General features: G+C 70.1%; 15 protein-coding genes. 4 read left to right on the top strand and 11 right to left on the bottom strand.

What is annotated here, in order from left to right:
* Positions 1 to 122: 122 nt before the first annotated feature.
* The gene (locus KS03_RS07025) at positions 123 to 2,408 is read right to left on the bottom strand and encodes an NADP-dependent malic enzyme (RefSeq protein ID WP_015877516.1); all 2,286 of its coding nucleotides are present in this window, start codon (positions 2,406 to 2,408) and stop codon (positions 123 to 125) included.
* Between the two features lie 137 nt (positions 2,409 to 2,545).
* On the opposite strand from KS03_RS07025, the gene KS03_RS07020 reads away from it, so the two are divergent.
* Complete coding sequence (locus KS03_RS07020; protein ID WP_015877517.1) at positions 2,546 to 3,514, top strand: LysR family transcriptional regulator; 969 nt, start codon at positions 2,546 to 2,548, stop codon at positions 3,512 to 3,514.
* A 117-nt stretch (positions 3,515 to 3,631) separates the two neighbouring features.
* Here KS03_RS07020 and KS03_RS07015 read toward each other — a convergent pair whose 3' ends face one another.
* Positions 3,632 to 3,766 carry an entericidin A/B family lipoprotein gene (locus KS03_RS07015; RefSeq protein ID WP_015877518.1) on the bottom strand — a complete coding sequence of 45 codons (135 nt, stop codon included), beginning with the start codon at positions 3,764 to 3,766 and terminating at the stop codon, positions 3,632 to 3,634.
* Between the two features lie 239 nt (positions 3,767 to 4,005).
* Between KS03_RS07015 and KS03_RS07010 the strand changes: the two genes are divergently transcribed.
* The 3 genes from KS03_RS07010 to KS03_RS07005 all read left to right on the top strand — a co-directional run bounded on the left by KS03_RS07010 (position 4,006) and on the right by KS03_RS07005 (position 7,768).
* Positions 4,006 to 5,298: an aspartate carbamoyltransferase gene (locus KS03_RS07010; RefSeq protein ID WP_015877519.1), complete on the top strand. Its 1,293-nt coding sequence runs from the start codon at positions 4,006 to 4,008 to the stop codon at positions 5,296 to 5,298.
* Between the two features lie 159 nt (positions 5,299 to 5,457).
* On the top strand, positions 5,458 to 5,604 hold the full coding sequence (locus KS03_RS32245) for a hypothetical protein (RefSeq protein WP_015877520.1): 147 nt from the start codon (positions 5,458 to 5,460) through the stop codon (positions 5,602 to 5,604).
* Between the two features lie 262 nt (positions 5,605 to 5,866).
* The gene (locus KS03_RS07005; protein WP_015877521.1) at positions 5,867 to 7,768 is read left to right on the top strand and encodes a peptidoglycan D,D-transpeptidase FtsI family protein; all 1,902 of its coding nucleotides are present in this window, start codon (positions 5,867 to 5,869) and stop codon (positions 7,766 to 7,768) included.
* A gap of 111 nt (positions 7,769 to 7,879) precedes the next feature.
* Here the strand turns inward: KS03_RS07005 and KS03_RS07000 are convergent, their stop codons facing one another.
* From KS03_RS07000 to KS03_RS06960, 9 genes are all read right to left on the bottom strand, one after another.
* Entirely contained in the window at positions 7,880 to 8,095 is a 216-nt protein-coding gene (locus KS03_RS07000) for a DUF3820 family protein (protein WP_015877522.1), read from the bottom strand.
* Positions 8,096 to 8,115: 20 nt separating this feature from the next.
* Positions 8,116 to 8,430: a hypothetical protein gene (locus KS03_RS06995; protein ID WP_015877523.1), complete on the bottom strand. Its 315-nt coding sequence runs from the start codon at positions 8,428 to 8,430 to the stop codon at positions 8,116 to 8,118.
* 168 nt (positions 8,431 to 8,598) lie between these two features.
* Positions 8,599 to 11,184 carry a bifunctional aconitate hydratase 2/2-methylisocitrate dehydratase gene (acnB, locus tag KS03_RS06990; RefSeq protein ID WP_015877524.1) on the bottom strand — a complete coding sequence of 862 codons (2,586 nt, stop codon included), beginning with the start codon at positions 11,182 to 11,184 and terminating at the stop codon, positions 8,599 to 8,601.
* 631 nt (positions 11,185 to 11,815) lie between these two features.
* Positions 11,816 to 13,534, bottom strand: a complete 1,719-nt coding sequence (locus tag KS03_RS06985; protein ID WP_015877525.1) for a cation:proton antiporter domain-containing protein — start codon at positions 13,532 to 13,534, stop codon at positions 11,816 to 11,818.
* A gap of 122 nt (positions 13,535 to 13,656) precedes the next feature.
* On the bottom strand, positions 13,657 to 14,403 hold the full coding sequence (locus KS03_RS06980) for an SIR2 family NAD-dependent protein deacylase (RefSeq protein WP_015877526.1): 747 nt from the start codon (positions 14,401 to 14,403) through the stop codon (positions 13,657 to 13,659).
* Positions 14,404 to 14,617: 214 nt separating this feature from the next.
* Positions 14,618 to 15,568, bottom strand: a complete 951-nt coding sequence (locus KS03_RS06975) for a FecCD family ABC transporter permease (protein WP_230674478.1) — start codon at positions 15,566 to 15,568, stop codon at positions 14,618 to 14,620.
* Positions 15,569 to 15,682: 114 nt separating this feature from the next.
* On the bottom strand, positions 15,683 to 16,693 hold the full coding sequence (locus tag KS03_RS06970; protein WP_015877528.1) for an ABC transporter substrate-binding protein: 1,011 nt from the start codon (positions 16,691 to 16,693) through the stop codon (positions 15,683 to 15,685).
* A 4-nt stretch (positions 16,694 to 16,697) separates the two neighbouring features.
* On the bottom strand, positions 16,698 to 17,483 hold the full coding sequence (locus KS03_RS06965) for an ABC transporter ATP-binding protein (RefSeq protein WP_015877529.1): 786 nt from the start codon (positions 17,481 to 17,483) through the stop codon (positions 16,698 to 16,700).
* Positions 17,484 to 17,493: 10 nt separating this feature from the next.
* A complete protein-coding gene (locus tag KS03_RS06960; protein WP_373419895.1) occupies positions 17,494 to 19,821 on the bottom strand; it encodes a TonB-dependent receptor in 2,328 nt (775 codons plus the stop codon).
* Between the last annotated feature and the right edge of the window lie 375 nt (positions 19,822 to 20,196).

Genomic DNA, 20,196 nt, shown 5'->3' with positions numbered 1-20,196 from the left:
GTCCGATGCAGGCCCGGCCTGCCCTCGAAACCGATGCCCGGCAGATCCGGCAGCGCGGCGGCGCCGCGCTCGATCTGCGGCCATGCAAGCGCCGGGGGCAAGGGCCTGCGAATCGATGCCGCTCAGTCGCGATTGGCCTGCAGCACGGTCAGCGCAGTCATGTTGACGATGCGGCGCACCGTCGAGCTGGCCGTCATGATGTTGACGGGCGCGTTCACGCCGAGCAGGAACGGGCCCACCGCGACGTTGCTGCCCGCGCTCGTCTTCAGCAGGTTGTAGGCGATGTTGCCAGCATCGACGTTCGGGCAGACCAGCAGGTTGGCCGCGCCCTTGAGCCGCGAATGCGGCAGGAAGCGCTGGCGCAGCGTCTCGTCGAGCGCGCAGTCGCCGTGCATTTCGCCCTCGATCTCGAGGTCCGGCGCGCGCTCCTTCACGAGCTCCAGCACCTCGCGCATCTTCGCGCCCGAGGCCGAGCTGCCCGAGCCGAAGTTCGAGCGCGACAGCAGCGCGACCTTCGGCGAGAGGTTCAGCCACGCCATCTGCGAGGCCGCCGCAATCGTGAACTCGGCGATCTGGTCCGCGTTCGGATTGTCGTTGATGTGCGTGTCCACCAGCGCGACGGTGCGCTTGTCCAGCAGCAGGATGTTCATCGCGCCGTAGGTGCGCGCGCCGCGCGCCTTGCCGATAACCTCGTCGACGAAGCGCAGATGGTCGTGATAGGCGCCCACCGTGCCGCAGATCATGCCGTCCGCATCGCCGAGCCTCACCATCATCGCGCCGATCAGCGTCAGGCGCCGGCGCATTTCCACGCGCGCCATCTCCTTGGTGATGCCGTCACGGCAGCGCAGCTCCCAGTAGGTCGTCCAGTACTGATGGAAGCGCTCGTCGTACTCGGGGTTGGTCACCTCCACGTCCTCGCCGAGCTTCAGGCGCAGCCCGAACTTCTCGATCCGCGCGAGCAGCACCTCGGGGCGGCCGATCAGGATCGGCCGCGCCAGCTTCTCGTCGACGATCACCTGCACCGCGCGCAGCACGCGCTCCTCCTCGCCCTCGGCGAACACGATGCGCGTCTTCGCGCCGTCGCGCACGAACTGCTTGGCCGCCGAGAACAACGGCTTCATGAACGCGCCCGAGTGGTAGACGAACTGCTGCAGCTGGTCGGCATAGGCGGCGAAATCGTCGATCGGACGCGTGGCCACGCCTTCCTCGATGGCGGCCTTGGCCACCGCCGGCGCGATGCGCAGCAGCAGCCGCGAGTCGAACGGCTTCGGGATCAGGTACTTCGGCCCGAACGACAGATCGTAGGCGCCGTAGGCGGCGGCCACCGAGTCGTTCGGCTCCTCCTCGGCCAGCCCCGCGATCGCGTGGACCGCCGCGATCTCCATGCGCCGCGTGATGGTGGTGGCGCCCACGTCGAGCGCGCCGCGGAAGATGTACGGGAAGCACAGCACGTTGTTGACCTGGTTCGGGAAGTCCGAGCGGCCGGTGGCGATCACCACGTCGTCGCGCGTGGCATGCGCGAGTTCGGGGAAGATTTCCGGCGTCGGATTCGCGAGCGCGAGGATCAGCGGGTTCTTCGCCATCTTCGCGAGCATCGGCGCCTTCAGCACGCCGCCCGCCGACAGGCCGAGGAACACGTCGGCCCCCTCGATCACCTCGTCAAGCGTGCGCGCCGCGGTGTCCTGCGCGAAGCGCGCCTTGTCCGGGTCCATCAGCGTGGTACGGCCCCGGTAGACCACGCCGTCGATGTCGGTGGCCCAGATGTTCTCGATCGGCAGGCCGAGATCGACCATCAGGTCGAGGCAGGCGAGCGCGGCCGCGCCCGCGCCGGAGGTCACCACCTTCACCTGCTTGATGTCCTTGCCGACCACCTTCAGGCCGTTGATGAAGGCGGCACTGACGGTGATCGCGGTGCCGTGCTGGTCGTCGTGGAAGACCGGGATCTTCATGCGCTCGCGCAGCTTGCGCTCGACCGTGAAGCACTCGGGCGCCTTGATGTCCTCGAGGTTGATGCCGCCGAAGGTAGCCTCCAGGCTCGCGATGATGTCGACCAGCTTGTCCGGGTCGGACTCGGTGATCTCGATGTCGAACACGTCGATGCCGGCGAACTTCTTGAACAGCACCGCCTTGCCCTCCATCACCGGCTTGGAGGCCAGCGCGCCGATATTGCCGAGGCCGAGCACCGCGCTGCCGTTGGTGATCACGCCCACCAGGTTGCCGCGGCTCGTGTAGTTGAACGCGTTGGCCGGGTTCTCGACGATTTCCTCGCAGGCCACCGCCACGCCCGGCGTATAGGCGAGCGCGAGGTCGCGCTGCGTGACGAGCGGCTTGCTGGCGGTCACGGAAATCTTCCCCGGCGTGGGGTACTGGTGGTATTCCAGGGCGGCCTGGCGGTCGGTCTTGTTCATCGTCTCACTCGGGTTGGCCGCGCCGGGCCCGTCCCGGCGGCGATCTGAGGAAGCGATTCTAGGCAGCCGCTAAGGGTGCGCCATTTTGAATTAGTATGGGCGCATCACCTTTTCATGATGACCAGGGTTTCGCCACAGTGGCTTTCGATACGGACGAAGTGATCCGGCGCCTCAGCACTCGTCTGAAGATTCGCCACCTGATCCTGCTGCTGCAGATCCGCCAGTTCGGCTCGCTCACGCGCGTGGCCGAGCAGATGGCAAGCAGCCAGCCGGCCGTCACGAACGCGCTGGCCGAACTCGAAGCCATGTTCGGCGGCCCGCTGTTCGACCGCACGCCACGCGGCATGACGCCCACCGCGCTCGGCAAGGTGGTGCTGGCGCGCGCGCAGGCCATGCTGCACGACCTCGAGCACCTCACGCGCGACATCGAGGCGGTGGTGGCGGGCCACGCCACGCGCATCCACATCGGCGTGATCCCGTTCATCTCGGGCAAGACGCTCGCCGCCGCGATCCGCCGGACCCAGGCCGACGTGCCGCAGCGGCTCACCATGACGATCCACGAAGGCACCAGCGAGACGCTGATCGCGCAGTTGCGCGAGCACCAGCTCGACGTGGTGATCGCGCGCGCCACCTCCACCGTCGATCTGGCCGACCTGCGCTTCGAGGTGGTCTACCAGCAGCGGCCGCGGCTGATCGCGAGCCGGCGCCTCGCCGCACGGCTCGCGCGCAACGCGCTCGACTGGCAGAAGCTCGTCGAACTCGACTGGATTCTCGGCGCGCCGCACACGCCGATCCGCGAGCAGATCTCCGACCTGTTCCTGCGCGCCGGCGCCTCGCCGCCGGTGCCGATCGTCGAGAGCTATTCGTCGCGCCTGATCGGCGAGATCCTCGCCTCGAACGAGAACGCCGTGTCGATCGTGCCGGCCGACATCGCCGAGGAGCTCGTGCATGTCGCCGGCGTGGCGATCGTGCCGTATTCGCTCGACTGGACGCTGCCGCCGGTGGCGATCCTCACGCGCGGCGGGCCGCCGCGCGAAGTGGACACGCTGCTCGCGCGCGCGCTGCGGGCGCAGTACCAGGAAGCCGAGGCGCGGCGCCCGGCCTAGGCGGCCGGCGCGGGCCGCCCGCCCCGTTGTCCGCCGCCCCTCCACCAATGAAAACGGGCCGCCCGAGGCGGCCCGTCGAAGGTCGCGGTTCGCGCCGGGCGAGCCGGCGCGACACGCTTACTTGGCCTTTTCGGCCGTATTCGAGATGGCGTTGCCGCCGTTCGAAATATCCTGGCCGGCGCCGGCGATGGTGTTGCAGCCTGCGAGCGCGGCGGTCAAAACCAGCAGAACAGCGGCAATCGAACGAGTCATCGTGATTCTCCTTGGAAATTTGCCCGCGCGAAGCGAGCGCATCGTGCCTTGTCGAACGGCCTGCGCCCCCGCCAGCGCGGGGACCGGTCCCGATTATACAAATGCGGCTCGCCGCCGCCAGTAACTGATTGTAGTGCGTGGCGGCGAAGGTACATCCAAGGCTGGCGAGCGCCGCGGCTTGACTTCGGCCCGGCGCCGCTTAATATACGCCTTGCGTATATTTTGATACCGAACCTGCCATGACCACGCCCCAGCAAGCCTTCCTGCGCGATGCGATGCGTCGCCTCAACCTGACCCGCGAAGCGTTCGCGAACCGCATCGGCGTGAGCCGCAGGGCACTCGATACCTGGCTGCTGCCCGACGACTCCCAGGAATCGCGCTCGATGCCCGAGATCGTCGAACGCTATGTGACGGAAATCGTCGCGCGCACTTCGGAAGAAGCAAAATATACGCAAAGCGTAGATATCTCATCGCTTGCGAGTCAGATCCAGTTCGAGGGGCGCCCGCAGCTGCTGTCCGTCGATCAGTTCTCGCGCGACTCGGTCGAAGCGCTGTTCCGCGTGGCCGACGTGATGCAGCCGATCGCGCGCCGCCGCAAGATCTCGCGCGTGCTGGAGGGCGCCGTGCTCGGCAACCTGTTCTTCGAGGCCAGCACGCGCACCCGCGTGTCGTTCGGCGCCGCGTTCTGCCGGCTCGGCGGCTCGGTCTGCGACACCACCGGCTTCACGTTCTCGTCGATGGCCAAGGGCGAATCGATCCACGACACCGGCCGCGTGATGGCCGGCTATGTCGATGCGCTCGTGATCCGCCATCCCGAACAGGGCTCGGTGGCCGAGTTCGCGCGCGCGACCAACCTGCCGGTGATCAACGGCGGCGACGGCCCCGGCGAGCACCCGAGCCAGGCGCTGCTCGATCTCTACACGATCCAGCGCGAGTTCTCGCGGCTCGGCAAGATCGTCGACGGCTCGCACATCGCGTTCGTCGGCGACCTGAAATACGGCCGCACCGTCCACTCGCTGGCCAAGCTGCTGGCGCTCTATCGCGGCATCCGCTTCACGCTGGTCGCGCCGGCCTCGCTGGAGATGCCGCGCTACATCGTCGAGCAGATCTCGAAGAACGGCCACGTGATCGAGGAAACCACCGATCTGTCACGCGGGCTGGCCGGCGCGGACGTGGTCTACGCCACGCGGATCCAGAAGGAGCGCTTCACCGACGAATCGTTCGAGGGCTACACGCCCGACTTCCAGATCAACCAGGCGCTCGTCGACGCCGTGTGCCAGCGCGACACGCTGATCATGCACCCGCTGCCGCGCGACAGCCGGCCCGGCGCCAACGATCTCGCCACCGACCTGAACCGCGACCCGCGGCTGGCGATCTTCCGCCAGACCGACAACGGCATTCCGGTGCGCATGGCGGTGTTCGCCGTGCTGCTCGGCGTCGATCATCTGGTGCAGCACTCGATGCGCGACGCGACCTGGCGGTCGCCCGTGCACCTTGGCCCCGAGGACGCGGTATTCCACGGGATCGACTGACTGAAGGGCGCGGCACGGCCGGGGACGCCGCCGCGCGTGCGCTGGCGGCAAGACGCACACCGGCCGCGCTGCGATCGTCTATAACGGAAGCGCGCGGCTGTCGCCGACTTGCTCCGCCGCCGCGCGCGGCCCCTCGCCCTCTCGCACCACGCTCACGCCATGACCGATCACACCACGCCGATTCCCGACCTGCCTGCCGATCCGACCCGCGATCCGGCGCCCGACACCGGCGAGCCCGCGCCGCCCGGGCATCGCGACAGCCCGCAGCAGCCACACGACGCGCCGCCCGACAAGGACCCCGTCTGACCGGCTGCACACCACTGCAGGCTGGGCCGCAGTGGCGCACGGCCGGCCCGCGCCGGCGGTCGTTCGCATCCCTGAGGATGCGGGCGAACCGTCCGGGCGAACGGACTGGCTGGCAGCCCGCCGGCTGGCCGCCGCGCACGCCCCCCCGCCGCCTCGCCGGCCGCCCTGCGCCGGCACCGGCGCGGGCCAGATTCGCATCGACAATCATTGCAAATCGCCTTAATATTTCTTTCAAATAAACCAGCGCCTTCCCGCCGCCCTCATGCCGCACCGAAACAAGCCGAAATCCGCCGATCCTTACGTCGCCGTCGCGCGCAGCCCGATGCTCGGGTCGAGCCTGCCGATGTGGCGTTCGAAATTCGTCGTGATCGTCATGTTTCTCGCGTTCGCCGCGCTGATCGGGCGCGCGTTCTGGGTGCAGGTCGCCAATCAGGATTTCTATCTCGGACAGGGCGAGAAACGCTATCAGCGCACCATCGAACTGGACGCGACGCGCGGGCGCATCGTCGATCGCAACGGCGCGATGCTGGCCGTGAGCCTCGCCACCTACGAAATCTGGGCCAATCCGAAGCAGGTCGATCCGGCCGCCTACGGCCCGCTCGCGAAGCTGCTCGACATGCCGCACGCCGAACTCGCGCGGCGCCTGACGGCAGACAAGAGCTTCGTGCTGCTGAAGCGGCAGATCGATCCCGACACTGCCGCGAAGATCGGCAAGCTCGACCTCGAAGGCATCACGCAGATCGCCGATTCGAAGCGCTTCTATCCCGAAGGCGAATCGGCCGCGCACGTGGTGGGCTTCACCAACATCGAGGACCGCGGCCAGGAAGGCGTCGAGCTGGCCGCCGACGGCCGGCTGCTCGGCACCGCCGGGCAGCGCGAGGTGATCCGCGACCGGCTCGGCCGCATCATCTCCGACACGCGCCCGCTGGTGCCCGCGCAGCACGGCGCCACCGTCGAGCTGACGATCGACCGCCGCGTGCAGCAGCTCGCCTACGCGCAACTGAAGGCCGCCGTGCTGGCCAACCATGCGAAGGCGGGCAGCGTGGTGGTGCTCGAGGCGCGCTCGGGCGAGATCCTCGCGCTCGCCAATTACCCGACCTTCGACCCGAACGACCGCAGCCGCCTGACCGGCGCGCAATTGCGCAACCGCGCCGTGATCGACACGTTCGAGCCCGGCTCGACCGTCAAGCCGCTCGTCGTGGCGCTGTCGATCGACGAGGGCAAGGTCGGGCCGCAGACGCTCGTCAACACCTCGCCCGGCACCTGGAAGATCGGGCCGGCGGTGATCCACGACACCTCGAACCACGGCGTGATGACGGTCGCGCAGGCGCTGCAGAAGTCGAGCAACGTCGCGCTCGCGAAGCTGGCGCTGAACCTGCCCGCGCAGACGATCTGGGACAAGTATCAGGAATACGGCATCGGCCACGCGCCGGATCTGACGTTTCCCGGCGTCGCCTCGGGCCGGCTGCGCCCCTACCAGCGCTGGCGGCCGATCGAGCAGGCCACCATGGCTTACGGCTATGGGCTGTCGATGTCGCTGCTGCAGATCGCGCAGATGTACACCGCCTATGCCGGCGACGGCACGCTCCACCCGGTCTCGCTGCTGCGCGACGGCAGCGATGCCGGCCGCCAGGGCCATCGCGTGACACGGCCCGAGACCGCCGCCGCGATCCGCTCGATGCTGGAGATGGCCGTCAGCGAGGGCGGCACCGGGCGCGCGGCGCGCGTGGACGGCTACCGGATCGGCGGCAAGACCGGCACCGCGCGCAAGCAGGAAGGCGGCGGCTACGCCAAGGGCAAGTACCGCGCCCTGTTCGCCGGCATGGCGCCGATGAGCGACCCGCGCGTGATCGTCGCCGTGATGATCGACGAGCCGGGCGGGCGCGGCTACTACGGCGGCACGGTGGCTGGCCCGGTGTTTTCGTCGGTGATGGGCGGCACGCTGCAGTTGCTGGCGGTGCCGCCCGATGCGCCGGTCAAGCCCGATGCAGTGAAGCCGGCGTCGGCCGCGGCCGCCGGGGTGCCGGCGCAAACGGCCGCGCGCGCCGCCCCGACTGCACCGGCAACCAGGCCGGCACGGCCGCGCGCGATGGTCCAGATGCAGGCCAATGCAAAGCCCAATGCACCGGCCGACGCGGGCAGCCCGAGCGCGGCGCGCTCCTGACGACGTGACGTGATACCGGCGCGAGCGAGCGCCTCCGGCGGGCGCCGTCCGGCCTGCCGCGTCGGCGCGTCCCGCGGGTACGCCGCCGGCAGACCGCGCCGTGCGATTGCCTCACCGGCGCTTGCGCAAGGGCTCCAGCAACGCCCTCAGGCCGTTATGGTCCAGCTCGTGCATCAGCGCGAGCAGCCGCCCGATCTCGCCGCGCGGGAATCCCTCGCGCGCCATCCAGTTCAGATAAGGGCCGGGCAGGTCGGCGATGAGCCGCCCCTTGTATTTGCCGAACGGCATCTCCAGCGTGACCAGGCGTTCGAGATCGGGCGTCTGCATGAGGTCCGCGCTCCCGCCGTTCAGGCGTCCTTCAGCCAGGGCATCTCCACCGGCGACACCACCAGCTGCCGCCCGTCGCGCTTCATCTCGAAGATGAACCCGACCAGGATCATCGAATCGGCGTAGGGAATCGGAAACACCTGCGGGTTCTCCACGCCGAGCAGCGCGTGCGCGGGGGTAGCCGCCGTCGTCACGGCGTTCTCGCGGATACTTTCCAGCTCGTCGACCATCGACTGGCCGCTGAGCTTGAGCACGCGATCGCGCAGATCGCTGAAGGGTTCGATGCGCGCCCCGTCCTCGTGGTATTCGGGTACTTCGTAGATGAACCAGGACATCGGCTTCTCCCTGAAAAAGGTGGTCATTCTAACGCCGCGCGGGCACCCGCCGAAACGCGGCGCCGGCGCCGCGCCCGCACCGACAAAAAAAGCGCCGCGGGTATTCCCCCGCGGCGCTTCTCGGAGGCCACGCCGCATCCCTCGCGCGTGGCCCGATCCTCAGGCTGCTTACGCCTTGACCGTATCCGCCACTTCCTTGAAATCCGCGATCTGGTCGAAGTTCATGTACTGGTAGATCTTGTCGCCATTGGCGGTCAGCACGCCCATGTCGGCCATGTACTCTTCCCTGGTCGGGATCTTGCCCAGACGCGAGCAGATCGCCGCCAGTTCCGCCGAGCCGAGATACACGTTGGTGTTCTTGCCGAGACGGTTCGGGAAGTTGCGCGTGGAGGTCGACATCACCGTCGCGCCTTCGCGCACCTGTGCCTGGTTGCCCATGCACAGCGAGCAGCCCGGCATTTCGGTGCGCGCGCCGGCCGTGCCGAACACGCCGTAATGGCCTTCCTCGGTCAGCTGCTTCTGGTCCATCTTGGTCGGCGGCGCGACCCACAGCTTGACGGGAATGTCGCGCTTGCCTTCCAGCAGCTTCGAGGCGGCGCGGAAGTGGCCGATGTTGGTCATGCACGAGCCGATGAACACTTCGTCGATCTTGGCGCCGGCCACGTCCGACAGCGTCTTCACGTCGTCCGGATCGTTCGGGCAGGCCACGATCGGCTCGTGGATGTCGGCCAGATCGATCTCGATCACGGCGGCGTAGTCGGCGTCGGCATCCGGCTCCAGCAACTGCGGGTCGGCCAGCCACTGCTCCATCGCCGCGATGCGGCGCTGCAGGCTGCGCGGGTCCTGGTAGCCCTCGGCGATCATCCACTTCAGCAGCGTGACGTTGCTGTTGAGGTACTCGATGATCGGCTCCTTGTTCAGCCGCACCGTGCAGCCGGCGGCCGAACGCTCGGCCGACGCGTCCGACAGCTCGAACGCCTGCTCGACCTTCAGGTCCGGCAGGCCCTCGATCTCGAGGATGCGGCCCGAGAAGATGTTTTTCTTGCCCTGCTTGGCCACCGTCAGCATGCCCTGCTTGATCGCATAGAGCGGAATCGCGTTGACGAGGTCGCGCAGCGTGACGCCCGGCTGCATCTTGCCCTTGAAGCGGACCAGCACCGATTCCGGCATGTCGAGCGGCATCGTGCCGGTGGCGGCGGCGAACGCGACCAGGCCCGAGCCGGCCGGGAAGCTGATGCCGATCGGGAAACGCGTGTGCGAATCGCCGCCGGTGCCGACCGTGTCGGGCAGCAGCATGCGGTTCAGCCAGGAGTGGATCACGCCGTCGCCGGGGCGCAGCGCGATGCCGCCGCGCGTGCTGATGAAGTTCGGCAGCGTCTGGTGCGTTTTCACGTCCACCGGCTTCGGATAGGCCGCCGTGTGGCAGAACGACTGCATCACGAGGTCGGCAGAAAAGCCGAGGCAGGCCAGATCCTTCAGCTCGTCGCGCGTCATCGGGCCGGTGGTGTCCTGCGAACCCACCGAGGTCATCTTCGGCTCGCAGTAGGTGCCCGGGCGCACGCCCTGGCCTTCCGGCAGGCCGCAGGCGCGGCCGACCATCTTCTGCGCGAGCGAGAAGCCGCGGCCGCTGTCGGCCGGCTGATGCGGCAGACGGAACAGCGTCGACGGGGCCAGCCCCAGCGCCTCGCGCGCCTTGGCGGTCAAGCCGCGGCCGATGATGAGCGGGATCCGGCCGCCGGCGCGCACTTCGTCGAACAGCACGTCGGACTTCACCTGGAACTCGGCGATCACCTCGCCGTTCTTGAGTGCCTTGCCTTCATAGGGACGCAGTTCGATCACGTCGCCCATTTCCATCTGCGAGACGTCGAGTTCGATCGGCAGCGCGCCGGCATCTTCCATCGTGTTGTAGAAGATCGGCGCGATCTTGCCGCCCAGGCACACGCCGCCGAAGCGCTTGTTCGGCACGAACGGGATGTCCTCGCCCGTGAACCAAAGCACCGAATTGGTGGCCGACTTGCGCGAGGAGCCGGTGCCGACCACGTCGCCCACGTAGGCGACCAGATGGCCCTTCTCCTTCAGCGACTCGATGAACTTCACCGGGCCGCGCTTGCCGTCCTCTTCCGGGGTGATGCCGGGGCGCGCGTTCTTCAGCATCGCCAGCGCGTGCAGCGGGATGTCGGGGCGCGTGGTGGCGTCCGGGGCCGGCGAGAGATCGTCGGTATTGGTTTCGCCCGGCACCTTGAAGACGGTGACGGTCAGGCTCTGCGGCACTTCCGGGCGGCTCGTGAACCACTCGGCGTCGGCCCAGCTCTGCAGCACGGCCTTGGCGTGCGCGTTGCCCTGCTCGGCCAGTTCCTTGACGTCGTGGAACTGGTCGAACATCAGCAGCGTCTTCTTGAGCGCGTCGGCGGCCACGGCGGCCACCGCCTCGTCGGACAGCAGTTCGATCAGCGGCTGGATGTTGTAGCCGCCCAGCATGGTGCCGAGCAGCTCGGTCGCGCGCTCGCGCGAGATCAGCGCGCAGGCGGTCTCGCCCTTGGCCACGGCGGCCAGGAAGCCGGCCTTCACGCGCGCGGCTTCGTCGACGCCGGCGGGCACGCGGTGGGTGATCAGGTCGAGCAGCGTCTGCTCTTCGCCGGCGGGCGGATTCACCAGCAGCTCCACCAACTCGGCGGTCTGTTGGGCCGTCAACGGCAGGGGCGGGATACCAAGCGCGGCGCGGGCGGCCACGTGAGCACGAAAGTTTTCAAGCATGGGGAACCTGCTGGTATGGCGTTCAGGGGATGGCGCGTCAGACGCTCCGGAATGCGTACGGGCGCTGCTTCGGCCACGATTCTAATCGGATTGGATCAAAACATCAAACATCTTATATCTTATATAAGAGTTGAGAGACGAGATGCTACCTGCCGCATGGTTTTGGCAGGCGCGCAGGGCTCCGGGTCTGCGGCACTCCCGCCTCGCGCGGGGCGCTGCCGGACATTCGTCGCGCCGGCCGCACTCGCTGCCTCGTTATTACGGAAAGCGCGTGCGCCGGCGTTGAAAGCCACGAAAGCTGGCGGGGGCAGATCGTCGCCTTGGCGCGGTAGCCCCGTTGCTACGACAGTGGCTGACTGATCTGAAATTGCCGGAGTCGGGCATGCTCTTGAAGCGCCAGCGCGTGGCGCGGCCGTATCCGCAATGGAATCCGCAGGTACGCCACCGCACGAGGATTTCGGTTGCGCAACCCGCGAGCGCCTGGCATTCGCCCCGCGCAAGTGACATCGTCGATCCGCGCCGGCCGCAAGCCGCCCGTCGGCAGTTCGATCGAAACGCGCTGCCGCTTCGGCAGGCCGCCTTCAGACCCAGAGGGAGACTTGCCGGCCCGTTTGGGATCGGCCCAGCATGCCTAACGTGGACTTCCCATCCGCGCCAGCACGTGCTCCGTCATGCCGCGCGCCAGTTCCGTCTCGCTGATGAACACCGTGCCCACGCCCTCGCTCGTCAGCAGTGCGGCCTCGTCGCCGCTGTTGGTGCAGAGCGCGATCTCGATCGTCGGATTCAGGGTCCGCGCGATTTCGACGATCTGCCGCACGTCGAAGGTGTCGGGCAGCGTCACCACCAGCATCCCGGCGCGCGCGATGTGCGCCTGCACCAGCACCACCGGCTCGATCGCGTCGCCGGACACGGCGGCCGCTCCCTCCGCGCGCAGTTTCTCCACCGTCTCGCGGTTCTGCTCGACCACCACGCAGGCGATGCCGCGTTCGTCCAGCGCCTGCACGATGCGCGCGCCCACGCGGCCGTAGCCGACGATCACCACCTGCCCGGTCAGGTGCGTCTGCGGCGTGGACATCGGCAGCGCGGCAAGCGGATCGTCGCGCGCCTCGAGCCGTCGCGCGAATGCGGAATGGCGGCGAATCCACCCCAGCGCCGGCTCGATCGCCGCGAACAGCAGCGTGTTGGTGGAGATCGAGATCAGCGCGACGGCCAGGATCAGGCTCTGCCCCTCGGCCGAGAGCAGCCCGAGCGAGCGCCCGAGCCCGGCCAGGATGAACGAGAACTCGCCGATCTGCGCGAGCCCGGCGCCCACCGTCAGCGCGGTGTTGAGCGGATAGCGGAACGCCAGCACCAGCGCCACGGCCGCGAGCGTCTTGCCGACCACCACCACCAGCGCCACCTCCAGCACGTGCAGCGGCTGCTCGACGAGGATCGCCGGATCGAACAGCATGCCGACCGAGATGAAGAACAGCACCGAGAACGCATCGCGCAGCGGCAGCGTCTCGTCGGCGGCGCGCCGGCTGAACTCGGACTCGCGCATCATCATCCCGGCGAAGAACGCGCCGAGCGCGAACGACACGTCGAACAGCTTCGCGGCGCCGAACGCGACGCCCACCGCCGCCGCGATCATGCAGAGCGTGAACAGCTCGCGCGAGCCGGTGCGCGCCACCAGCCAGAGAATGCGCGGAAACACGCGTTTGCCCACCACCAGCATCAGCGCGATGAACGCGGCCACCTTCAGGAACGTGAGCCCGAGCGTGCCCCACAGGGCGCCGCCCGGCGCCGCCGTGTGCGCGCCGCCCGCCAGGCCCTCCGGCGCGCCGCCGAGCAGCCCGGCAAGCGGCGGCAGCAACACCAGCACCAGCACCATCACGAGATCCTCGACGACGAGCCAGCCCACCGCGATGCGCCCGTTCACCGATTCCACCAGCCCGCGCCCCTCCAGCGCGCGCAGCAGCACCACCGTGCTGGCCACCGACAGCGCGAGCCCGAACACCAGCGCCGCGCCGAGGCTCCAGCCCCAGGCCAGCGCCAGCGCACCGCCAAGCACGGTGGCCACGGCGATCTGCACGATCGCGCCGGGCAGCGCGATCTTGCGCACCGCGAGCAGATCGCCGAGCGAGAAATGCAGGCCCACGCCGAACATCAGCAGCATCACGCCGATCTCGGCCAGTTGCTGCGCGAGCGCGAGATCGCCAACGAAGCCGGGCGTGCCCGGGCCGATCACGATGCCGGCCAGCAGGTAGCCGACGAGCGGCGGCATCTTCAGCAGCGAAGCGAGGTAACCGAAGATCATCGCGAGCCCGAAGCCGGCCGCGAGCAATGCAATCAGACTGACGTCATGCGGCATCCGCCCCCCACTTTCTTGTAAACCATCGGAAAGGTTTCAGGATAAGGGAAACTCGCCGGAAGCGGCGCGCGGGAAAAGGAAAAAATGCCAGGCCGCGCGGGCCGGCGCGGCGCCGCCCCGGATCACTCGGCCATCAAGGCCTCGATGCGCGCCTGCAAATTCCGCAGCCCGACGCTGGCCGAGACCGCCTCGACGTGGCCGAAGCATTCCGGGCGGCTCGGCTGCGGATCGACCAGGAAGTTGCGCGCGTGGCGAAGGCGCCGCTCACGCGGCAGCAGGCTCTCCGGCCCGACCACCTGGAACGCGGTGCCGATCGCCACGAACAGGTCGCGCTCGGTCATCTCGAGCTGCATCCGGTGCAGCGTCACGTATTCGGGCGCGGCCTCGTTGAAGAACACCACGCCCGGCTTGACCGACTCGACATCGCCGCATGCCGGGCAGGCGGTGTCGAGCCGGTAATGCTCGCCGTCCTTCGGGAAGCGGCAATCGCAGGCGGTGCAGAGCAGCGAATGCACGTCGCCGTGCAGATGCACGACCTGCCGCGCGCCCGCCCGCTCCAGCAGATCGTCGATATTCTGCGTGACGAGCCGCACCCGTTCGGTGCCCCAGGCCTCCTGCCAGGCGGCCAGCATGCGGTGCGCGTCGTTCGGGCGGGCCTCGCGCTTTTCGGCGATCCGCGCGTTGTAGAACGCGAACACGGCCTCGCGGTTGCGGCGCCAGGTGAGGAAGTTGCAGACCTTGTCGAGATTGGCGCTGGACCAGATCCCGTCGCCGGTGCGGAAGGTGGGAATCCCGCTCTCGGCGGACAGCCCCGCCCCCGAGAACACGTAGAGCCGCGGCGGCCGGCCATGCGATACGGACGACATCATCCATTCTCCGGTGAAAAAAAGCGGTCGGGCGCCGGGCAGCGGCGCGCGTCCCGGCGCCGACATTGTAGGATGGGTGCGAACGCCGACGTTGCGGCGCGCGCGATTCGCACCGTCGGCGCCGGGCCGCAGGCCGGCCAAAATCGCCCGGCACCATGGCGGCCAGCCAAGCGCGGCGCCCGGCCGTAACGCCGCGATCGCGCGCCCCGCCCTGCCCCTACCCGCGGCGCACCAGCCACACCAGCAGCGCGCCGCCGATCAGCGCGGTGATCACGCCGATCGGCAGATCGTCGGGCGCGATCAGCGTGCGCGCGAGCACGTCGGCCCAGACCAGCGCGAGCGCGCCGCCGAGCGCCGCGAACGGCATCAGCCGGCCGTGCTCGGCGCCGAACAGGCGCCGGCACACATGCGGCACGACCAGGCCGACGAAGCCGATCGCGCCGCTCACGGCGACGCAGGCGGCCGTCAGCAGCGAGCCGACCACGAACAGCTCGCGGCGCCGCGCCGAGACGTCCACGCCGAGCGCCGCCGCGGCCACGTCGCCGCCCGTCAGCGCGTTCAGCTCGCGGCGCCGGCCGAACAGCAGCAGGCCGCCCGCGACGAGGCAGGCCGCCGGCGCGCCGAGCAGGCTCCAGCGCGCGAGCCCGAGGCCGCCCAGCATCCAGAACAGCACCGACTGCGCGGCGCGCGGATCGCCGAGATAGATCAGCAGGTTCGCGAGTGCCATCAGCGCGAACGACACGGCCACGCCCGAGAGCAGCAGCCGCGACGAATCGAGCCGCCCGGCGCGCGCCCCCAGCGCGATCACGAGCGCGGTGGCGCCGAGCGCGCCGCCGAACGCGAACGCCGACAGCGTGAGCCAGCCGAACGCGGCACCGCACCAGACGGTGGCCGCCACCGCGCCGAGCGAGGCGCCCGAGCTGACGCCGAGCAGGTGCGGATCGACCATCCGGTTGCCGGTGGCCGCCTGCAGCGCGACGCCGACCATCGCCAGCGCCGCGCCCACCAGCGCGCCGAGCAGCACGCGCGGCAGGCGGATCAGCCAGACGATCGTATCGAGCCCGGGTGCGACGCCGGCCGCCGCGTGGCCGCCCAGATGCGCGGCCAGCACGCGCGCCACGGTGGCGGGCGCGATCGCCACCGGGCCGAGGCCGGTGGCGACCAGCATCGAGCCGGCCAGCAGCAGCAGGCCGATCGTCGCGGCACGCCACGGCCGCGCCGCCCACGGCGCGGCCGGCCGGTGCTGCCACCCGCCGCCTTCGGCACGTCGCGCGCGCCGCATCTAGCGCGCCCGGTCCGGCCGCGCCGCGAACGCGGCCGGATGCAGCGCGCGCGCGAGGGCCTCGACCGCCTCGGCGTTGCGCACGCCGGGCGTGGCCTCGTCGTAGGGAATCACCACGAAGCGCCGCGCGCGGATCGCGTCGATGGTGGCCAGCGCCGGGTTGCCGGTCAGGTAGCGGATCTTCTGCTCGGCCGTCTCGGCGCCGTAATCGACGATCACGATCACCTGCGGATTGCGCGCCACCACGCTCTCCCAGCTCACCGCGGCCCAGCTCTGCGCCAGGTCGTCCATCACGTTGACGCCGCCCGCCGCGCGGATCAGCGCGGTCGGCATCGCGAGCCGGCCGGCGGTGAAAGGCTTGTCGCCGCCGCTGTCGTAGACGAAGGTCCGCATCGGCGCGACGCGCGGCCCGAGCGCGCGCGCCACCGCGTCGAGGCGCGCGCGCATCAACGCGATCTGACGTTCGGCACGCGGCGCCACGTCGAAGATCGCGCCGAGGTTGCGCAGATCGGCGTAGACAACGTCGAACGACGCGGCCGGGCGCGGCATCACCTGCGAACACGATTCCGTCAGCTCGTAGGACGCGATGCCGAAGCGCGCCAGCGACTCGGGCGTGACGGGGCCGCCCACGCGCATGCCGTAGTTCCAGCCGGCCAGGTAAAAATCGGCACCCGCCGCCACCAGCGTCTCGAGCGCGGGATACTGGCGCGCCAGCTCGGGCAGCCCGGCCAGTTGCGCGCGCAACGCGGGCGTGGCGGTCTTCCAGCCGCCGACGCCGGTGTAGCCGGCCATCCGCTCGCGCAGGCCGAGCGCGAGCATCATCTCGGTCAGGTTCACGTCGTTGCTGACCGCGTGCGCCGGCGCGCGGTCGAACCGCACGGCGCGGTTGCAGCTGTGGACGGTGACCGGGTAGTGGCCGGCCGCGCAGGCCGGCACGGCCATGCTGATGGCAAGGCCGAACCAGGCTGCCGGCAGGCCCAGCCGGAGTCGCGGCGCAATGCGTGGCTTCATGCGTTCAAGTGTCCTCGTCGACGAGCAGCGTCACGCGCGGATAGCCGCCGGCCGGATGCCGGTCGACGATCGCCTCCACGCCGTAGACGGATTTCAGGAGCGGCGCGGTCAGCACCTCGTGGGGCGTGCCGCTCGCCACGATCTCGCCGTCGGCCAGCACGAACAGCCGCGCGCAGAACGCGGCGGCGAGGTTCAGGTCGTGCAGCGTCGCGAGCGTGGTGATGCGCAGGCGCCGGACCAGCGCGAGCAGCGCGAGCTGATGGCGCGGGTCGAGATGGTTGGTGGGCTCGTCGAGCATCAATACTTCGGGCCGCTGCACCAGCGCGCGCGCCAGCAGCGCGCGCTGCCGCTCGCCGCCGGACAGGGTCGCGAACGGCCGCTCGCCGAGCGCGGCCAGTCCGACCTCGGCGAGCGAGCGCGCCACCCGCGCGAGGTCGTCGGCGGTGTCGCCGTCGAGCATGCGCTTGTGCGGCGTATGTCCCATCGCCACCACCTGCGCGACCGTCAGCCCGAACGCGTCGGGCGGGTCCTGCAGCACCACCGCCACGCGCCGCGCGGCAAGGCGCGGCGAGAGCCGCCAGAGGTCGTCGCCGCCGATACCGACCGTGCCGCCATGCGGGCGCTCGTAGCGAAACGCGCAGCGCAGCACGCTGGTCTTACCGCTGCCGTTCGGCCCGATCAGGCCGACCAGTTCGCCCGGCCGCGCGTCGAGCGTCACGCGCCGCAACAGCGCGCGGGCACGGCGCGCGGCAGGGGTCCAGTCGAGTTCGGTGATCTGCAGGCGGCTCATCGCGGGCGGCTCAGAACGTGACGGTGGCGGTCACGCCGCCCGAGCGCGGCGCGCCGAGCAGCCACTCGCCGCCGTCGTTCTGGCTGGTTTCCGTGTAGATGCGGTTGCTCAGGTTGTGCAGGTAGAGCGACAAGGTCAGGTTCCTCCAGGCGCGCCACGAGGCGGACGCGTCGAGCAGCGTATACGACGCAATCCGCACCGTGTTGGCGGTGTCGCCGTAGCTCGAGCCCACGTAGCGCAGCCCCGCGCCCGCGCGCCAGCCCGGCGCGAAGGCCCAGTCCACCCAGAGGTTGGCGGTCTGCCGGGGAATGTTGATCGGCACCTTGCCGCTGCGCGAGACGCTCGCGCCGCCCACCGACTCGTCGAACGCATCGTAGCGCGCGCGCAGGAACGCGGCGTTGGCATCGATCGACCAGCCGCCGCCGAGCCGCAGCGCGCCCGTCCACTCCACGCCGCGCGACGATTGCCGGCCGACCTGGATGGTCTGGTCCGGGTGCTGCGGATCGGCGGTGAGCAGGTTGCGCTTGACGATCTGGTAGAACGCGAGCGTCCACGAACCGCGTCCGCCGGCGAACGCCTGTTTCATGCCGGCCTCCCATTGGTCGCCGGTCGACAGCGTGAACGCGCTGCTCGACTTCGACAGCGTGATCAGCGAGCCCACCCCGTCGGTGCCGGTGGTGTACTGGCCATACAGCGCGAGCTCGGGCGTGAGCGAGAACACGAGGCCGGTGCGCCAGCTGGTGTGCGCGAAGGTCTTGTCGAACGAGGCGGCGCCGGCGGCCCGCGTCGCGAAGCTGTCGCGCCGATAGTCGATATGGTCGTAGCGCAGGCCCGCGATCCACGCGAGCCGCCGGGTCAGCTCGAGGCGGTCCTCGGCGAACACGCCGGCCTGGTGCGTATGCGTGCGAAACGCCGGCACGGTGGGATCGGGGCTCGAGAACAGGCCCGGGTCGAAGCCGAGCGCGGGCACCACCGACTGGCCGCCGAACGGCGAGTTGCTGCTGTCCGCGAAGCTCACGTCGTTGAACTCGGCGCCCACCACGAGCCGGTTCTGGCGGCCCAGCAGGCGGCCGTCGAAGCTCGCGTCGAGCCGGTCGCCCAACTGCCGCTGGTGGTGCAGGATCTCGATGTAGTCGCTGCGCAGCACGCTGCCGTCGGCCTGCAGCGCGTAGCTTTCCGAGTCGCGCCAGTGACGGTCGGTCAGCATCGCGTAGAGCCGGTTGCGCAGCGTGATGCCCGGCCTCGCGCGCCAGGTCGTGTTCAGGCGCGCCCAGCGGTCGTAATAGGCGATCGACGCGTTGCCGACGTTGTAGTTCTGCCGCGCGAGCGCGGTGTCGAGCACGCCATGCGCGACCGGCACGCCGAAGTTGGCCATCGGCTTGTGGCGCGCGAAGTCGTAGTCGAGCGTGAACGACAGCGACGGGCTCGGGTCGAGCTTGAGCGCGCCGCCCACCGAGGTCATGTGCGACCCGCCGCGCGGCAGCCAGCCGTGCTGGCGGTCATCGTTCACGTAGAAGCGGTACGACAGCATCGGAGCGAGCGCGCCGGTGGCGTCGAGCGCCACGCGCCGCTCCCCATAGGCGCCGGCGCCGGCCAGCAGCGTGGTCGAGCGCTCGCGCCGCGGCACTTTCGGCACCACGTTGATCACGCCGCCCAGTCCACCCTCGCCGTACAGCACCGAGGCCGGCCCGCGCAGCACCTCGATGCGCTCGACCGACCAGGTGTCGGCCGGAAACGTCACGGTGCCCGCGCCCACCAGCATGCGCGTGCCGTCGTAGAGCGTGGTGACCGACTCGGGGCCGCCGAAGCCGCGCACCGAGACGGCCGTGCCGCCGTTGCCGGGGGCCGCCTCGGCCGCGAAGCCGGCCGCGCGCGTGACGGCCTGCGTGACGGTGGTGTCGCCGCGCTCGCGCAGGCGCGCGCCGTCGAGCGTCTCGACGCTGGCCGGCGTGTCGAGGCTCGCCAGCCCGAGCCGGCTGCCGGCGGCGACCGGCGTGCTCAGGTCGGCAGCGCCGGCCGCGCCGCCCGGGCGCCTGGCGCCGACCGCGATGGCCGGCAGCGCCGTGGCCGTGCCGCCCTCGCCCGGCTCCGGCGCGGCGGCAGCCGGCACGACGCGCGGCGCGCCGAGCAGCGAGGCGACGGCGACCATGCCCGCGCAGGCGCGGCGGCGCGCGGAAGGCGGGCGGAAGGCTGTCGGGCGGTATGTCATGTCGTGGGTCGAATGCGGGTTGCCAGGGTGGGCGGCCAAGAGCGGCGGGCGATCTCGCGCGCGGCGGCGCGCACGGCCTGTCGGGCCGCTCCGTGCCGGCAAGGGCCCGGACGCACATCGGGCCGGCATATGCCGCCGGAAATCGGTCGACAATCGGTCGGCAATCGGTCGGACGGCCCGCGCCCGACGCTCGGATGCGGGCCGTCCCGCCATGCCATCGGCAGCGGTCCGAGCGCGCCGGCGCGCTCGGCTCAGGCGGCTGGGCCGGAGCAGGCAGGATGCGCCGGCGGCGCGGTCGAACCCGCCAGGCGGTCGATGCGCTCCACGACGGCGCGGCAAGCGCGCCCGGCGATCAATGCGGAACAGGCGACGGCACGGCGCGCGCGCGGGCGGCCGGCGTCACGGAATCGGACGGAATCAGTCACGCGGGATCTCCTGGGGTTTCGCGCCCCGTTTGGCGAATGCAGGCACCGAGCCCAGGTCTGACTTCCGGCACCGCCGTCG

The sequence above is a fragment of the Burkholderia glumae LMG 2196 = ATCC 33617 genome, assembly GCF_000960995.1.
GTDB lineage: Bacteria > Pseudomonadota > Gammaproteobacteria > Burkholderiales > Burkholderiaceae > Burkholderia > Burkholderia glumae.
Note: the sequence above shows the minus strand (reverse complement) of the source record. Positions and strands in the feature narration are given on the sequence as shown.

What these genes read in the sequence shown, in the direction of transcription:
- KS03_RS07025 (WP_015877516.1), bottom strand. Translation starts at nt 2,408, where the DNA reads ATGAACAAGACCGACCGCCAGGCCGCCCTGGAATACCACCAGTACCCC.
- KS03_RS07015 (WP_015877518.1), bottom strand. Translation starts at nt 3,766, where the DNA reads ATGACTCGTTCGATTGCCGCTGTTCTGCTGGTTTTGACCGCCGCGCTC.
- KS03_RS07010 (WP_015877519.1), top strand. Translation starts at nt 4,006, where the DNA reads ATGACCACGCCCCAGCAAGCCTTCCTGCGCGATGCGATGCGTCGCCTC.
- KS03_RS32245 (WP_015877520.1), top strand. Translation starts at nt 5,458, where the DNA reads ATGACCGATCACACCACGCCGATTCCCGACCTGCCTGCCGATCCGACC.
- KS03_RS07005 (WP_015877521.1), top strand. Translation starts at nt 5,867, where the DNA reads ATGCCGCACCGAAACAAGCCGAAATCCGCCGATCCTTACGTCGCCGTC.
- KS03_RS07000 (WP_015877522.1), bottom strand. Translation starts at nt 8,095, where the DNA reads ATGCAGACGCCCGATCTCGAACGCCTGGTCACGCTGGAGATGCCGTTC.
- KS03_RS06995 (WP_015877523.1), bottom strand. Translation starts at nt 8,430, where the DNA reads ATGTCCTGGTTCATCTACGAAGTACCCGAATACCACGAGGACGGGGCG.
- acnB (WP_015877524.1), bottom strand. Translation starts at nt 11,184, where the DNA reads ATGCTTGAAAACTTTCGTGCTCACGTGGCCGCCCGCGCCGCGCTTGGT.
- KS03_RS06985 (WP_015877525.1), bottom strand. Translation starts at nt 13,534, where the DNA reads ATGCCGCATGACGTCAGTCTGATTGCATTGCTCGCGGCCGGCTTCGGG.
- KS03_RS06980 (WP_015877526.1), bottom strand. Translation starts at nt 14,403, where the DNA reads ATGATGTCGTCCGTATCGCATGGCCGGCCGCCGCGGCTCTACGTGTTC.
- KS03_RS06975 (WP_230674478.1), bottom strand. Translation starts at nt 15,568, where the DNA reads ATGCTGGTCGCCACCGGCCTCGGCCCGGTGGCGATCGCGCCCGCCACC.
- KS03_RS06970 (WP_015877528.1), bottom strand. Translation starts at nt 16,693, where the DNA reads ATGAAGCCACGCATTGCGCCGCGACTCCGGCTGGGCCTGCCGGCAGCC.
- KS03_RS06965 (WP_015877529.1), bottom strand. Translation starts at nt 17,483, where the DNA reads ATGAGCCGCCTGCAGATCACCGAACTCGACTGGACCCCTGCCGCGCGC.
- KS03_RS06960 (WP_373419895.1), bottom strand. Translation starts at nt 19,821, where the DNA reads ATGCCGGCCCGATGTGCGTCCGGGCCCTTGCCGGCACGGAGCGGCCCG.